Below are 15,452 nucleotides of genomic sequence, written 5' to 3'. Positions count from 1 at the left end.
TGTTCCCTCCTATTCGCATCTTCGTTTGCTTTTATTTTACCCATTCTACAGAAGCACCAAGCGTCGTTAGATGATCAAAATACTGCGGATACGATTTGGCGACATGATGTGCATCCTTGATCACTAACGGCTTCTGTGAACGCAAACCTACAATCGTCAAGGCCATAATAACACGGTGATCAAAATGCGCGTTAATTTCCACGCCACCTTCGACACCTTCCGGTCTGCCATGTACGATAATTTCCGCTTGGCGTTCTTCTACCCGAGCTCCAGCCTTGGTCAGCTCATTCAAATAATCGGTAATGCGGTCGCATTCCTTATACCGTAAATTCTCTACGTTATAAAAGCGGGACGTGCCTTCAGCAAATACAGCCGCAGCCACCATAGCAAGCACAGCGTCTGTTGCAGCATCACCGTCAAACTCGACAGCTTTCAATCGACCATTGCCCTTCACGACAACGGTATCGTTCTCATGTGTCAGTGGCACTTCCATCATACGCAACACATCTACGATAGCGCGTTCTCCCTGTTTGCTCTGCTCTTTAAGACGATGAATGGTAACATCAGAATTCGTTACTGCAGCAGCCGCTAGCACCGCTGCACTCCCTGGATAGTCTCCCTGTACAGTATACGTACGTGGCTGATAGGATTGCCGCCCCGGGACACGGAAAGACATGTAATCATCGCTTGCATGAATGATAATACCAGCCTCTTGCAATACCTCCAGGGTCTGCCCAATGACCACCTTGGATTTCAAATCATGCAGCACTTCGATTTCACTGTCTTCCTCTAGTAAAGGCGTAAGGAATAGCAAGGCGCTCAAATATTGTGAGCTAACCGAGCCGGACACCTGAATTTTACCGCCTTTCGCCTGACCACCCTGAATACGAATTGGCAACTTACCTTCACGATGATCTACTTTCACACCCAGTTGCCCCAGTGCATCGATTAGATCATCATGTGGTCTCTTACCCAATGAGTCGGGATATGTATTAACAAATGTAACATCCGGACATAGAGATGCAATACCCATCAAAAAACGGAGCACCGCTCCTGCGTTTCCCACATTCAATTCCTTCACAGCTTGAGGATGGCTACCAAAACCTGTAATAATTATTTTTTCATCATCCTCTTCCAGTACTGCACCCAGATCGGCGATACAACGACGCATAGCATCACTGTCTTCACTATGAGCTGGATAATAAATGGTACTTTGTCCCTCAGCAAGTGCCGCAGTGAGCAGATAGCGAGTAGTGTAGTTTTTGGAGGACAGGGCCCCAATCTCTCCTTGCAAGGAAGGGGTAGGTCTAACGATAACATCCATAATGTACATGCTCCTTTTCGGTTCAAACCATCCTATTTTACGTTAATTATACAAGTTGTAGCATTCATTTCTCCACCCAAAAAATAAGAAATATTAATCTAGGTCGCCCGAGTGAATCCCGTCGGTTAATTAATCTATACCTGCCTTTAGGATTAAGCCAATTGACAGCCTAGAGATAGCTTAGCTATCATACATAGAGTATGTGTGACATTTTGCACACATCAAAAACATACGCAGCACCCATTATTTATCAGAAAAGAGGTCCGGCCATGACGCAAATCGCCCTGATTGAACCTTCTGAGTTGCGCGCACGTCTGCAAGCAGGAGAGCAATTGCAATTAATCGACGTCCGCGAAGCGGAAGAAGTAGCGGAAGGCATGATTGAAGGTGCCAAGCACATTCCGCTCGGACAGCTTCCGGGTCGTCTTGAAGAAATTGAACGCACCGGTGAAATTATCTTTATTTGCCGGAGCGGTTATCGCAGTGAACGAGCCTGCGAATATCTACAGCAGCTAGGTTATGAAGGCTGTACTAACATGACCGGCGGCATGCTGCAATGGTCACAGGAGCAATAGAAAACCTACTTAACAAAAGAGACGGGAACTTCCCGTCTCCTTTGTTTTAACTCAAAGCTTAGACGCGGTAATGCATTAAAATATTCTGTTCCTATCATACCATAGCCTCAAAAGATTACACAATCCTCTACTACCCTAGAATGATATCCATAATTAAAAATTAAAAAACGGAAGCTTCTTCTACCCATAGGGCAAAAAAGCTTCCGTTGTATTACATAATGCTATTCATGCATATCCGTCCGTTCATTAGAACCATTGATGATGGAATACGCCTTCTTTGTCCACACGTTTGAACGTATGGGCACCGAAGTAGTCACGTTGTGCTTGCAGCAGATTTGCTGGCAAACGCTCAGTGCGGTAGCTGTCATAGTATGCAAGCGCGCTGGAGAAGCCAGGCACTGGAATACCTTGAGATACAGCCACGGAAATCACTTGACGCCATGCATCTTGATACGTTTCAACTACATTTTTGAAGTAAGAATCCAGTAACAGGTTTTTCAAGGCAGGGTCGCGGTCATATGCATCCTTGATGTTTTGCAGGAATTGCGAGCGGATAATGCAACCGCCGCGGAAGATCATAGCGATTTTTCCGTATTTCAAATCCCAATCATATTCATCGGAAGCTGCACGCATTTGAGCGAAACCTTGAGCATAGGACACAATTTTACTTGCAAACAGTGCTTTACGTACGCTCTCGATAAATTCTTTTTTGTCGCCGCTGAAGGACTCAGCATTAGGACCGCTCAGCACTTTGCTTGCCGCAATGCGCTCGTCTTTCATAGCAGACAAGAAGCGGGAGAATACGGATTCGGTAATCATGGACAATGGCACACCCAGATCCAAAGCGCTTTGGCTTGTCCATTTACCTGTACCTTTTTGACCAGCAGCATCCAAGATAACGTCTACCATTGGCTTGCCTGTTTCAGCATCGTATTGGGAGAAGATGTCAGCTGTAATTTCGATCAGGTAGCTGTCCAGTTCCCCTTTATTCCATTCCGTGAAGATTTCATGAAGCTCTTCCGCATTCACGTTCAGGACTGATTTTAACAGGTGATAAGCTTCACCGATCAATTGCATGTCGCCGTACTCGATACCGTTATGCACCATTTTTACATAGTGACCAGCACCGTCGGGACCGATATATGTACAGCATGGGTCGCCTTCCACTTTGGCAGAGATTGCCGTCAGAATCGGCTCTACCAGTTTATAGGCACTTTCTTGTCCACCTGGCATAATAGCAGGACCATTCAAGGCACCTTCTTCACCACCGGATACGCCTGTACCAATAAAGCGAAGTCCTTTTTCCTCCAGCTCCTTGCTGCGGCGCTGTGTATCAGGGAAGTAGGCATTGCCTCCGTCTATAATAATGTCGCCCTTGTCCAGATGAGGCACAAGCTGTTCAATCGTGGCATCTGTAGCTTTACCAGCTTGAACCATGATCAGGATTTTACGGGGTGACTCCAATGAGTTCACAAATTCTTCAATAGAGAAAGTACCCGTCAGTTTTTTACCTTCTGCTTCTTTGATAAGATCGTGCGTTTTTTCTGGAGAGCGATTAAAAACCGAGACGGTGAAGCCTCTGCTCTCAATATTAAGGGCTAAATTCTTACCCATTACCGCCAGGCCGATCACACCAATTTGCTGTTTTGCCATCTGGTTCCTCATCCTTTGCAACATATTTTGTCTTCTACATCGCCGCTTTACCGCATTACACTTTATGTGAATCGGAACACGTGCACTTCTATTTTAACGTTTTTGGTGTCAGAAGTGAACCCCTGTCTATTCACAGATCAAAACACCCCATTTTCATGAGGTGTTCAGATGTATTACACTTCCATCATCAACAGTTGGTGGGATAGCGTTTGCAGGCGTTCATGGCAATTCCCGATTTTAGCCTTATCTCCGTCTGTCATCGCTGTGAACAGTTTCTCCAATTCATCGTCTACTTCCATTTTGAGCAGCAGCAGCCGGGTTTCCCCTTCATTGGAAGCGTACATATCCTCCATTTCCTGTGCGGACAGCACCGGTCCTTTCTGATAAATGACACGCTGCTTAAAGCCAGTAACCTCGACCAGACGAATAACCTCACCGAACAAAATATTTTCTACTAAAATATGATGATCCTTAACTCTTTTGACAATGGCATGACCTCGGGTGCTTCCAATCAGCTTCTCCAACCACTCAGCCAGCTTGGCATCGCGGATTACATAATCTCCAGCCAACTTGTAGTGTCCTGTGCGCAGCTGTTGAAAACGGAGCTTCACCAGCTTGCGCCCGGTTCTCACCGACAAAACCAGGTACGACTCATCCTCGCTCCAGTACAGCGAATACCCTTCCGATATCAAATCCTTGATCAGATTATGGATATGCCGACGGCTAAACCGGAGCTCTAGATTGCAATATTCTACCTCACAGCCCTTGTTCACGGCATTCCCTCCTTTTTCAAGTCCGATTCAAGAAGTCCGGCTACAGCAAGCCTGCGGCTTTCCCGCTTGATCTTCCCTTGCTCTATTTTATACTTCATTTTATGTAAGGGTACTTGGTTATTTGACCTATTTTTATGAGTAACAGCGCACAATCCTACTTTTGCCTTATATGCTTGTTTCAAACCTGGTCTAAAGTCGGCCACGCCCGGCGGCATTATGCTATAATCGGACATATTACGCCACACGACATGGCTTAACCCAGTTACAGGAGGAAAAGGAATGACATTTAGTGGATTTACTGCAAAGGACTTCGATGTTTTTGAAATACCGGGGTTGGAGCCTCGTATGGAAGTGCTGATTCAGCAGGTTCGGCCCAAGCTGGAGGCAATTGGCGAGGAATTGGCCCCGTTCCTGACAGACTTATGTGGGGAGCCTATGCACGTTCACGTTGCCAAGCATGCACGACGGAAAGTCAATCCCCCCAAAGATACTTGGGTTGCCTGGGCGGCAAACAAGCGCGGATACAAGGCGCTGCCGCATTTTGAGGTAGGCATGTTCGCTTCCCATCTTTTCGTCATCTTCGCAATTATTTATGAAAGCCCGAACAAAGCTACATTTGCCCAGGCGCTCGAAGCCAACCTGGGTGATGTACGTTCTAACCTACCGGATCATTTTTACTGGTCCATGGATCATATGGCTCCAGAAGGCACAGAACAACAACATATGGCTAATGAAGATTTTCAAACGATCATCCACAAGCTGCAACAGGTAAAAAAAGCGGAGGTCATGTGTGGAATCCGTATTGACCGAGAAGATCCACTCGCCAGCGACGGGGCTGCATTATTACAGGCTGTGCGTTCTACCTTTGAGCATTTACTGCCGCTGTACCGAATGTCTTTCTCGAAAGAGTAGCCCTCGCCGCTTTTCAAGGTGCTGTTCAGGCCTCCACAGTCTTCCTGCGTGGATTACGCGCCAGAGCCAGGTGGCAGCCAAACATAAGCAGCATCACGACCCCACTGATGATAAATGGAGCTGTGTGTCCGGCACGGTCCCATAGCACTCCTGAAACGAGCGGGCCTATAACCATGCCGGAGCCTTGAAGTGTTAAAAAAAAGCCCCATACCGTTGCTCGCTCGCTTTCCGGAATCAGTCGGGCAAGAAATGTGTTCCATGCAGGCAAAATGAGCGCATATCCCAAACCAATAAGCGCTACGGATACAAACACCAGCGGAATAGATCGAACGATTGAAAAGAGAAACAGTGTAATTCCGGCTAGCAAAAAACCAACATGTAGAAAATACTCCGTTCCAAGTCGGTCGACCAACTTGCCGCAAGGGATCAGTGCCAGCACAGTCACCCCACCGCCTGCAATCAGGAGGACGCTGTACAGGTTTGGTGAAATCCCGAGGTCCGTCCGAGCGTATAGCGTCAGTACCGGGCTGATTAAACCGATAACAAAAGACTGCAAAAACAGCGCCGGGTAAATTAACGGATTGACGTTAAGCTTTGTTTTGAGCACGCCGATCGTCTCCTGGATTCCTTTCAGAACTCCCCGCTTTTGCTTTATGTGCCCATCAGACGACACTAGAGCGCTCTGTTCGAGGTCACCTTTGTCAGCAGACCTTTTCGGTCCTGGCAGCATGAGAGCAACCAACAACAATACAACACTGCATCCTATCAAAATCATGAACACCATGCCGTAAGAATGCCCATAGTGGGATATGGCGAAGTTCATAATGAGCGGACCCAATCCCGTTCCGCCCATAGACGCAATTTCCAGTGTGCCCATCGCCGCGCCATTGCTGTTATTAGGCCCGGACATTTCGGTCGTTCCGGTCATAACACAAGGCCAGAGCGGAGAAGTACCCAGACCGAGCAGCAGACACGCGACGACGAGCCACACGGGCTCTGACAGTACGCTCAGCATAATAATAGCTACAAGCGTAAACAACAGTGCGGTCGACATCGTTCCACGGTAACCAAGCCGTTCAGCCATCCAGCCCGCCGGTGCCCGGAACGCATTGTCTCCAAAATATTGAAGTGAAAAGGCTAAACCAATAATCCCGGCTGACAAACCAAGCGTTTCTCCCATATATACCGGAAGGATGGATACCAGAAGAGATCCTTTCATAAATTCGACTAGAAATACCAAAACCCACAATTTGCTAAAAAAAGGAGTCCACAGCCGCTGCGGAGCTTCTTTTCGTCCTTTTTGCCACATCTAATCCACATCCTCCACCTTCGTTTTTTGGCTATAAAGACCGGGTTCTCCGCCTACTCCACTCTTTCGCAAATAAATGCGCCCTCAATCGCTTGCATTCCTACTTCAAACTGCTATACTCAATTTTGTTCTATTATCACTTGCACAGGATTGTCGAAATCCTGCACGAAAGGTTGTGACAACACTAATGAATCAAAGCAACACCCCGCTTTTTACTGCTTTGAAGAAGCACGCTCAGAGCAACCCGGTTCAATTTCACATCCCAGGTCATAAAAAGGGAGTCGGAGCAGATCCGGAATTTCGCGAATTTATGGGGGATAATGCCTTTTCCATAGATATGATCAACATCGCTCCATTGGACGATCTGCATCAACCAACAGGTGTCATCGAAGAAGCCCAAAAGCTTGCAGCAGATGCCTTCGGAGCAGATTATACTTACTACAGTGTACAGGGGACAAGCGGAGCCATCATCACCATGATTATGTCCATTTGCTTGCCAGGTGATAAAATTATTGTACCCAGAAACGTACACAAATCTATAATGTCTGCCATTATCTTTGCTGGTGCAAAACCAGTATTCATTTCTCCAGTCAGTGATGAAAATCTCGGTATTCACCACGGGGTTACAACCAAGTCCGTACGCCGGGCATTGGAACGCCACCCTGACGCCAAGGGCGTCCTTGTTATCAACCCGACATATTACGGTGTGTGCGCCGACTTAAAAGAAATTGTAGATCTCGCTCACAGCTATAATGTGCCGGTCCTGGTCGATGAGGCTCACGGGGTACTGATTCATTTTCATCCTGATCTACCGATGTCCGCCATGGAGGCGGGAGCAGACATGTCAGCTACAAGTGTCCACAAGCTGGGCGGTTCCTTGACACAAAGCTCGATCTTGAATGTAAATACGAAAAACGGATACGTTAACCCACAACGTGTACAAACGATTTTCAGTATGCTGACAACGACATCCACTTCGTATCTCCTGTTGGCTTCCTTGGACACATCCCGACGCAACCTAGCACTTAACGGTCATGAAATAGCACAACGAGCCCTTGATTTGGCTGAATATTGCCGCTCAGAGGTTAACAAGATTGAAGGATTATATTGCTTTGGTAGTGAAATTCTCGGCACGGAAGCTACCTACGATTATGATCCAACCAAAATTACGGTTCATATCCGTCATTTAGGTCTTACCGGATACGATGTGGAAAATTGGCTGAGAGATCACTACAATATCGAGGTTGAGCTTAGCGATATGTACAATATTCTCTGTTTGGTGACCCCTGGTGATACCAAAGAGGAAATTGAAATTTTGTTGAAAGCTCTGCGTGAGCTGGCTTCTCTGCACTATTCCACAGGTCAGGAGCATGAGCTGGTTGTAAAGATACCGGATATTCCTCAGCTCTCCCTTATTCCAAGAGACGCTTTTTATGGAGATACGGAAATCGTGCCTTTCAAGGAATCTGCTGGCCGCATTATTGCAGAATTCATTTATGTGTATCCACCTGGTATTCCGATTTTACTGCCAGGAGAAGTTATTTCGCAGGACAATATTGATTATATTGTTGATCATGTAGAAGTAGGCCTGCCTGTTAAAGGACCTGAGGACCGAACAGTACATCAGGTGAAGGTTATCGTCGAGACTGACGCTATTTCATAATATTGAACTGTCAACACATGCTTACAAAATATGTTGATAGCCAACAAAAAAAGCCCCCATTTGGGGGCTTTTTTCTTGAAGAGCTATGCAGCTGCTACATCCAATTCTATTCGTATTGGGCAACAAGCTCGCTATATGCGGCTTCTACACGTTTCCACTCATCTTCGTCCTCAATATTGTAAAGCACCATTTCTTCGTTTTCTTCTTCCATACGAAGAATAATGCCATCCGCTTCGGGATTGCCTCGCTCAAGCAGAAGAGCATAAACGTGATCTTCTACGTCAAAGGTCTCTACAAGCACCATTTCTACATCTTTACCATTTTCATCAGTTAGCGTAAGAACCATTTCTTCATGTTCGTGGTCATGATCGTGGTTGCAGGCTTCACCGTGTTCATGTTTGTGATCACTCATGGAAATACCTACCTTCAAATTGTTTTATTTTCCCCCGTATCGTAACATGATCAAGGGTGCAGGTCAATTTGTGGTATGCCTAATTTATCGCTGTAATGACTTTTTCGGACACCAGGGTATAGCTGCCGTCTTTGCTCTCTTTAATGTAGAAACCAACCCGGTAATTCCCTGCTGTTTTGAAATCATACGTAAAGTCGTTCGTACGGAACCAGAAGTTATCCTTTTGCGCTCCTTTGATATCTTGAGACTGAATATCCTTCACGTTGCCTGAAGGGTCGGTGATCGCTACCTTCACTCCGGAGATATCTGTTTTCAAGGTATCAATTTGACTGAATACATTAAATTTCACTTTATTGCCTTTATTCACGTTACCAAACACCGTATCTCCCTTGAACAGGAACATATGCACGTTAGGCTGGTCGAAAACAACTTTTCCACCGGATGGATCAAAATTTACAAGTCCGTTAAAATCACGGATGGGCACATAGGTTTTCCCATCAATGACAACTGCGCCATCTTTTGACACTTCTCCATTAATAATCAACTGCACTTGGTCCTTGGCGGATTCCGCCGAAATGGCGGTCCCTCCCATTATTGAAAAGGCCATCACTAGGGCCATCACTTTTCTCCATTTCATCACTACTAATCCCTCCATCGTTATCTGTTTAAAACCTTCTGTCGTACATTTATACCTAGCTCAGCCGCACAAGTTGCGCTGTGTTTCACAAATTGTCCAAAGTTTTTACATAAGGAGCCAAATCTTTAGTTCCAGCAGCATAGGTGATAAAATACGACTGTAGAATGTCCTAGTACACAAAGTCCGGAGGGATAATCCATAATGAGCCTAACGATACAAATGCTTGGCACAGGCAGTGCCTTTGCCAAGCATTATTACAACAACAACGCGCTGCTGGACAGCGGAGAAGGCAAACTGCTGATCGATTGCGGTACAACCGCTTCTTTAGCATTACACCAAATGGGCGTCCCTTTGCCTGATATTGGCGCAATTTTAATCACACATATTCACGCAGATCATGTCGGAGGTTTGGAGGAATTCGGTTTTCAAATGAACATTCTCCATCGTCGCAAGCCTCTACTTTATATCGCCGAACCACTAATTCACCCTTTGTGGGAACATACGCTCAAGGGCGGAATGTCACAGCAAGGTATGATTGACAAGCTTGAAGATGTATTCGAGGTAAACGTAATAACGCCTGGTGTACCCACTACATTAGTATCGGGTATCCAGGTGGAGCTAATCCCTACAAGGCATATTCCAGGTAAAAACAGTTATTCCATATTCATTAATGACCGCCTTTTTTATAGTGCAGATATGGTTTTTGACCCTGATTTGCTTCATCATCTGGTGCATGAACGAGGATGTCGGGGTATTCTGCATGAGGTTCAATTACAAGGCGCTGGAGAAGTCCATACGACGTTGGACGAGCTGCTAAGCTTGGCGCCATCTCTTCAAGAGCGGATTCATCTGATGCACTATAGTGATGATATGGAACAGTTCAGGGAGAAAGCAGGAGTCATGTCCTTTCTGGAGCAGCAACGAGTATATCAACTTGCAGAGTTGGAACGTGCAGAGTAGCATGCTAAATACAGTTTGAACAATTAACAAAAAGCCGCCTGGCTTTCCTACAAAGGATAGCCGAGCGGCTTGCTGTTCTTGAATATAATGATGAACTTGCATTCTAATATTGCGAGTTAAGGTCAGAACAATGGCAGTTGATCCAGGTTATTAGATGGATCTCCATCGGCATCTCCCCGAATTCGTTTGCTTCCATCCTTGGCCTTGAAAACGTTAACGCCTGCAATTGAGCCTGCTTCAATCTCGTTCAATGCTTGGTTATAATCTAAAACCCGACCGGTAGATGTCTGAAAAGACGTAAGGTCGCCATCCCCGTCTTTACGTACTGCTGTAATTTGCTCTCGTTCTGTATCAGCCATACTGTATCGCTCCTTATCCATAGTATTATAGTGGAGGAACTTTTACTAGCATGCACATTGTACAGATTTGTATGCACCTTACGCTGTCGACTACAACTTTTTGCGCATACGTACATGCGGTATTCCCGCATCGTCAAAAGGTTCATCGGAGATCGTCTCATAACCGAGCTTTTCGTAAAACCTCTCGGCTTGACATTGGGCATCTAGCAGCGAGTATCTTAACCCCAATTCACGGGCACGTTCCTCCAGTGCTAGCAGTAATACACGTCCATAGCCTGCGGCACGATGCTCCTTGAGAACGGCAATACGTTGCATTTTAGCTGTATCTTCCTCATAGTATGTCAATCGACCAGTGGCCACCATTTCACCATGTTCACAAATTAGCAAATGATGGGCCGTATCTCCCAGCTTGTCATAATGGTCAATTTCTAAATCAAGAGGAACCTTTTGCTCTTCGACAAACACTTTGGTACGGATCGATATTGCCTCCTGTAGCTGTTCCTCTGTTGTTACACTTATAATTTCTGCGGCCATCATCTGTTCCCCCTATCATTAATTCCAAATTGCAAACTCGCTAAATTCGAATTATATATATAAATGGTCATGAAGTACAGGCTGACTTCTATTTTTTCACTTTACATATATGGTTAATACATGATATTATCTAGTAACCGCAGGACGGTAGCTCAGCGGGAGAGCATTATCTTGACAGGGTAAGGGTCATGGGTTCGATCCCCATCCGTCCTATTCGTCAAAAGCCTTGATTCTCAAGGCTTTTTTTATTTGTCTAGAGATAAAGCGAGTTATCCTGAGAAAAGAAGATAGGTCATTGACTAAGACTTAGTCAATAACCTATTTTTTAATTAAAATCATACTTATAAGATAAAAAAGCCGCCCGGAAAAATAGGGTCGACTTTTCTGTATACTCAGATCATTTGCACTTTAACAGCACCACTTCTTCAACAAAGCCTTTCACCTTGATCCTTCTATTATATAGAGGAAAAAAAGCAGAACCATCAGCACAATACGTATAGAACTCTTAGATTACGATATAAACCGCCCCGCTCTCACTATCAATCTCCGTGGGGTAAGCAGTCACACATCCAGTATCCGGCTCTTGCACCCGGCCAGTGGAAAGGTCAACTTTCCAGTCATGGAGCGGACAATAGACCGCTGAGCCACATATCATTCCTTCGGATAACCGCCCCCCTTTGTGCGGACAACGATTCTCAAGCGCATGCACGCTGCCATCGCTCAGACGGAATACAGCTATCTCTGTATTATGAATGCGAACTGTCCTTGCTCCACGTCGGTCAATTTCGTTCAGATCAGCTATTCTGACTCTGTTGGTTGTCGTATTGGTCTCCATTTTGTCAGCCCCCTATTCCGTTACTGCCTTAAGTTCCGGCAACTGTACAAAATTTTTGCGCAGCTCTTCGTTGTGAATAATTTCGTGCCACGGATCAGTCGTCGTGCTTAACGTCTCTTCAATTCTGGTCACCAGTTGTTTCCTCGTCTCTGCATTCGCGAGTGCCTGTTTGACGGATTCAACTCCGACCCGTTCCACCCAATGGGCTGTGCGTTCGTTCCAATTGGCCTGCTCGCGATAATACTGCAGATAGGCACCGGTCCATTCCATTACTTCATCCTCGGTTTTAACGGTACAAAGCAGTTCAGCTGCCCGAACCTTAATACCGCCGTTACCTCCAACGTAGATCCCCCAGCCACCGTCAATAGCAACGACGCCTAAATCCTTTATCGTCGCTTCAGCGCAGTTACGCGGGCAACCAGATACAGCCAGTTTGACTTTGGATGGCGCATTCAGCCGTTCAAATGCCTTTTCCAACCGAATGCCCATACCCATAGCATCCTGAGTGCCAAAGCGGCAAAAGGTGTTACCTACGCACGTCTTAACCGTTCGCAGCGTCTTTCCATAGGCATATCCAGACGGCATATCCAACTCGGCCCAGATCCCCGGCAAATCCTCCTTTTTCACACCAAGCAGGTCAAGACGTTGGCCACCCGTAAATTTAACCAGAGGCACATTGTATTTTTCTGCGACAGCAGCAATTTTCTTCAGGTCGGCAGGTGAAGTAACTCCTCCATAAATGCGGGGCACGACAGAATAGGTGCCATCTTTCTGTATATTGGCATGGTACCGTTCATTCGTGAATCTGGATTCCTTCTCATCCTCATAATCCATCGGCCATACCATACCTAGATAATAATTGAGGGCCGGACGACATTTCGTGCAACCTTCCGGTTCGTTCCATCCCAGCACATTCATCACTTCTTTAACGCTCTTCAATCCCATCTCTCGAATGCCATCAATGATCGCTTCCCGGTCAAGCGTCGTACAACTACAAATCCCCTCTTTCAGCGTTTCTCCGGCTTCTGCACCTGCGTATAGCTGTAAGAGTCCCTCCACTAATGGCTTGCAGCCGCCACATGATGCCGATGCCTTCGTACATGCCTTAATCTCCCCGACACTCCGGCAGCCAGCCGCAACCGCCTCTCCAATGTCACCCTTGGATACACCATTACATCCGCATACAATTTCGTCATCAGGCATCTGCTCCAGCATCATGGCGCCACTAGCTTCAGGTTGACCGGGATTGAAGCCAAGTAATAACTCTTTCTCTCGGCCAACCACCGACTCGCCACTTTTGATCAAAGAAAACAGCATGGCTCCGTCAGACGTATCCCCAAACAGAACGGCTCCGATCAGTTTTTCGTCCTTGATCACGATTTTTTTGTAGACGCCGCCAATATCATCCTGATACCGCAGGGAACGTGTTCCCGGTTCATCCTTGTAATGCCCTGCTGAAAACACGTCGACACCCGATACCTTCAACCTTGTAGAAGTGACGGAACCACTGTAGCCGGGAGTCTCCATTCCCGCGAGCCGCTGAGCCAGCACACCACCCTGCTCATATAATGGAGCTACCAGTCCGTAAGTGATTCCCTGGTGTTCTGCACATTCGCCAACGGCGTATATGCCAGGGACATTCGTTTCCATGTAATCATTTACGATGATGCCACGGTTTACAGGAATTCCCGCCGACACCGCCAGTTCAATGTCTGGTCTGATGCCTACCGCCATAACGATCAAGTCTGCTTCCAGCTCACTGCCATCGGCAAATTTCAATCCTTCCACGCGACGACGGCCCGTAATAGCCGCCGTTCGCTTATTGACCAGAAAAGTCATTCCCTGCTCCTCCAGCTCGCGCCGGAGCATAAGGGAAGCAGCCTCATCCAGCTGCCGATCCATAATATATCCGTTAATATGAATAACTGTGACGTCCATCCCCAAGTTAAGCAGCCCCCTAGCTGCCTCTAGCCCAAGCAATCCGCCGCCGATAACAGCTGCTTTTTTGTGCGTCTTTGCCGTCTCCATCATCGTTTCACAGTCACGAATATCCCTAAAACCGATAACACCCTCCTTGTCGGCCCCTGGAAGCGGCAGAATAAAGGCTTTAGAACCTGTTGCCAACAACAACAAATCATAAGAGATGCATACGCCGGAGCGCGACGTCACCTGCTGCTTTTCCGTATTGATGGCTGTGACAGGATCATCGGTATACAATCGAATATTGTTGTCTTCATACCAACTCCAGTCGTTAATGACAATATCCTGCAAACCAGCCCCTCCCGCCAGAACGGAGGACAGCATGATCCGGTTATAGTTTGGATGGGGCTCGGCCCCGAATACCGTAATCTCATAGCTACCTGGTGCAAGCTTCAGCAAATGTTCGAGAGTGCGTATCCCCGCCATTCCGTTGCCGATCAACACTAACTTTTGGATATCGTTCATCAGGTCACTTCCCTTCCATTTGTATCCTCAAAACATAAAAAGCCTGCTTCACATATGGGGATTCAAAATATCCCTCCACATGAGAAAACAGGCTCCATTGCCGTTTCATCGAATACGCCGTTGTATCCATCAGAGTATGGAATTAAAAAGTATTGTAGCTAATATATAATGCTTCAAATGATATGTCAACATTCCTTACGCATTAACTTATAAAAAATTATATTTTATCACCATGTAACATATCTATGACGTATAAAATATCACTCCCCTACAAAATTAGGATTGATTTTCAGTCCAAAACACGCCAAAATGGTTTAAAAGTCCGTTTTAGCTTGATGATGATGAAAAAAATAAGCAGGCAGACAAAATTTTATGTCATATTTGTTATCAATGATTACTATCCCCATCGCTAACTACCCTTCATGTTACAGAGAGGAGGAGCCCGCTTGCGTTCCTTGTTGGTAATTCACTTACATTCTGACTATGTATCTGAGCAGACACACGCCGTTTCCTCATGGCAGGCAGGACCTGAGCACCTTTTAGAGTCCAACGGATACCTAACCCTGCCCTGCCGCAATGAATCTGAAATCAAACAGCTAATTCTTAATGCAGACGCGGCGGTACTAAACATACCTGTCGGCACTATCAGCATATGGAGTGGCAGGCTGGAGCAAGCCAAAGCGATCCCATTGCTCTGGTGGTGCAGCGCAGAATCAGCGCTATCATCGACAGAGGCCTGTGAAGCTGATGTCACTGTCGATGGCATTCTAACCCCTTCTATGGCAGCCCATGAGCTGAATTGGGCTCTTCATTTTAGCGCCAAACGCTTTTTTGAACGCCAGCACTGGCAAAGTGAACGCAAGCAACTGACCGCTCGGCTGGAAGAACGCAAATGGATTGATATGGCGAAAGGAATACTTGGGGAAGTAAACGGTATCCCGGAAGCGGAAGCATATGATGTGCTACGCAAAAAAGCAATGAACGAACGCAAACGTATCGTTGATGTGGCCATCTCCATCGTCAAAGCACAGCAAATGCTAAAAGCATAAATCTGAAAGGGG

Annotated in this window: 15 protein-coding genes and 1 tRNA gene; 6 read left to right on the top strand and 10 right to left on the bottom strand. The window is 46.4% G+C overall.

Features of this window, described 5'->3' with window-relative positions; translation table 11 throughout:
* Positions 1-31: 31 nt before the first annotated feature.
* Positions 32-1,324 (bottom strand): 3-phosphoshikimate 1-carboxyvinyltransferase, encoded by a 1,293-nt coding sequence (gene aroA, locus NSQ58_RS12470; protein ID WP_028540541.1) that lies wholly within the window; start codon positions 1,322-1,324, stop codon positions 32-34.
* Between the two features lie 269 nt (positions 1,325-1,593).
* Here aroA and NSQ58_RS12465 point away from each other — a divergent pair, with 269 nt between their 5' ends.
* On the top strand, positions 1,594-1,899 hold the full coding sequence (locus tag NSQ58_RS12465; protein WP_010345522.1) for a rhodanese-like domain-containing protein: 306 nt from the start codon (positions 1,594-1,596) through the stop codon (positions 1,897-1,899).
* A gap of 246 nt (positions 1,900-2,145) precedes the next feature.
* Here the strand turns inward: NSQ58_RS12465 and gndA are convergent, their stop codons facing one another.
* Both gndA and NSQ58_RS12455 read right to left on the bottom strand, forming a co-directional pair.
* The gene (gene gndA, locus NSQ58_RS12460) at positions 2,146-3,552 is read right to left on the bottom strand and encodes an NADP-dependent phosphogluconate dehydrogenase (RefSeq protein WP_013310934.1); all 1,407 of its coding nucleotides are present in this window, start codon (positions 3,550-3,552) and stop codon (positions 2,146-2,148) included.
* 173 nt (positions 3,553-3,725) lie between these two features.
* On the bottom strand, positions 3,726-4,325 hold the full coding sequence (locus tag NSQ58_RS12455) for a hypothetical protein (RefSeq protein ID WP_023989339.1): 600 nt from the start codon (positions 4,323-4,325) through the stop codon (positions 3,726-3,728).
* 279 nt (positions 4,326-4,604) lie between these two features.
* Here NSQ58_RS12455 and NSQ58_RS12450 point away from each other — a divergent pair, with 279 nt between their 5' ends.
* Positions 4,605-5,237, top strand: a complete 633-nt coding sequence (locus NSQ58_RS12450; RefSeq protein WP_316243928.1) for a YktB family protein — start codon at positions 4,605-4,607, stop codon at positions 5,235-5,237.
* Between the two features lie 25 nt (positions 5,238-5,262).
* On the opposite strand, the gene NSQ58_RS12445 is transcribed toward NSQ58_RS12450, so the two are convergent.
* A complete protein-coding gene (locus NSQ58_RS12445) occupies positions 5,263-6,546 on the bottom strand; it encodes an MFS transporter (protein ID WP_071558511.1) in 1,284 nt (427 codons plus the stop codon).
* 187 nt (positions 6,547-6,733) lie between these two features.
* On the opposite strand from NSQ58_RS12445, the gene NSQ58_RS12440 reads away from it, so the two are divergent.
* Positions 6,734-8,209: an aminotransferase class I/II-fold pyridoxal phosphate-dependent enzyme gene (locus NSQ58_RS12440; protein ID WP_013310938.1), complete on the top strand. Its 1,476-nt coding sequence runs from the start codon at positions 6,734-6,736 to the stop codon at positions 8,207-8,209.
* Between the two features lie 106 nt (positions 8,210-8,315).
* Here NSQ58_RS12440 and NSQ58_RS12435 read toward each other — a convergent pair whose 3' ends face one another.
* Positions 8,316-8,621: a DUF1292 domain-containing protein gene (locus tag NSQ58_RS12435; protein WP_007431055.1), complete on the bottom strand. Its 306-nt coding sequence runs from the start codon at positions 8,619-8,621 to the stop codon at positions 8,316-8,318.
* Positions 8,622-8,700: 79 nt separating this feature from the next.
* The gene (locus NSQ58_RS12430) at positions 8,701-9,258 is read right to left on the bottom strand and encodes a hypothetical protein (protein WP_023989343.1); all 558 of its coding nucleotides are present in this window, start codon (positions 9,256-9,258) and stop codon (positions 8,701-8,703) included.
* Between the two features lie 201 nt (positions 9,259-9,459).
* On the opposite strand from NSQ58_RS12430, the gene NSQ58_RS12425 reads away from it, so the two are divergent.
* A complete protein-coding gene (locus tag NSQ58_RS12425) occupies positions 9,460-10,218 on the top strand; it encodes an MBL fold metallo-hydrolase (protein WP_076264810.1) in 759 nt (252 codons plus the stop codon).
* 122 nt (positions 10,219-10,340) lie between these two features.
* Here NSQ58_RS12425 and NSQ58_RS12420 read toward each other — a convergent pair whose 3' ends face one another.
* Both NSQ58_RS12420 and NSQ58_RS12415 read right to left on the bottom strand, forming a co-directional pair.
* Entirely contained in the window at positions 10,341-10,577 is a 237-nt protein-coding gene (locus NSQ58_RS12420; RefSeq protein WP_023989345.1) for a DUF3892 domain-containing protein, read from the bottom strand.
* A 90-nt stretch (positions 10,578-10,667) separates the two neighbouring features.
* Positions 10,668-11,111 (bottom strand): GNAT family N-acetyltransferase, encoded by a 444-nt coding sequence (locus NSQ58_RS12415; protein WP_023989346.1) that lies wholly within the window; start codon positions 11,109-11,111, stop codon positions 10,668-10,670.
* A gap of 141 nt (positions 11,112-11,252) precedes the next feature.
* Here NSQ58_RS12415 and NSQ58_RS12410 point away from each other — a divergent pair.
* Positions 11,253-11,324 (top strand) — tRNA-Val (locus tag NSQ58_RS12410).
* Positions 11,325-11,616: 292 nt separating this feature from the next.
* On the opposite strand, the gene nirD is transcribed toward NSQ58_RS12410, so the two are convergent.
* Both nirD and nirB read right to left on the bottom strand, forming a co-directional pair.
* Positions 11,617-11,946, bottom strand: a complete 330-nt coding sequence (gene nirD, locus NSQ58_RS12405; protein ID WP_341057537.1) for a nitrite reductase small subunit NirD — start codon at positions 11,944-11,946, stop codon at positions 11,617-11,619.
* A 12-nt stretch (positions 11,947-11,958) separates the two neighbouring features.
* Entirely contained in the window at positions 11,959-14,391 is a 2,433-nt protein-coding gene (nirB, locus tag NSQ58_RS12400) for a nitrite reductase large subunit NirB (protein WP_341057536.1), read from the bottom strand.
* 446 nt (positions 14,392-14,837) lie between these two features.
* Between nirB and NSQ58_RS12395 the strand changes: the two genes are divergently transcribed.
* Positions 14,838-15,440: an ANTAR domain-containing response regulator gene (locus NSQ58_RS12395; RefSeq protein WP_023989349.1), complete on the top strand. Its 603-nt coding sequence runs from the start codon at positions 14,838-14,840 to the stop codon at positions 15,438-15,440.
* The last annotated feature ends 12 nt before the right edge of the window (positions 15,441-15,452 follow it).

The sequence above is a fragment of the Paenibacillus sp. FSL M7-0134 genome, assembly GCF_038007865.1.
Classification (GTDB): Bacteria; Bacillota; Bacilli; order Paenibacillales; family Paenibacillaceae; genus Paenibacillus; species Paenibacillus polymyxa_B.
The sequence above is the reverse complement of the archived record's forward strand: the minus strand, read 5'-3'. Positions and strand labels throughout refer to the sequence as shown.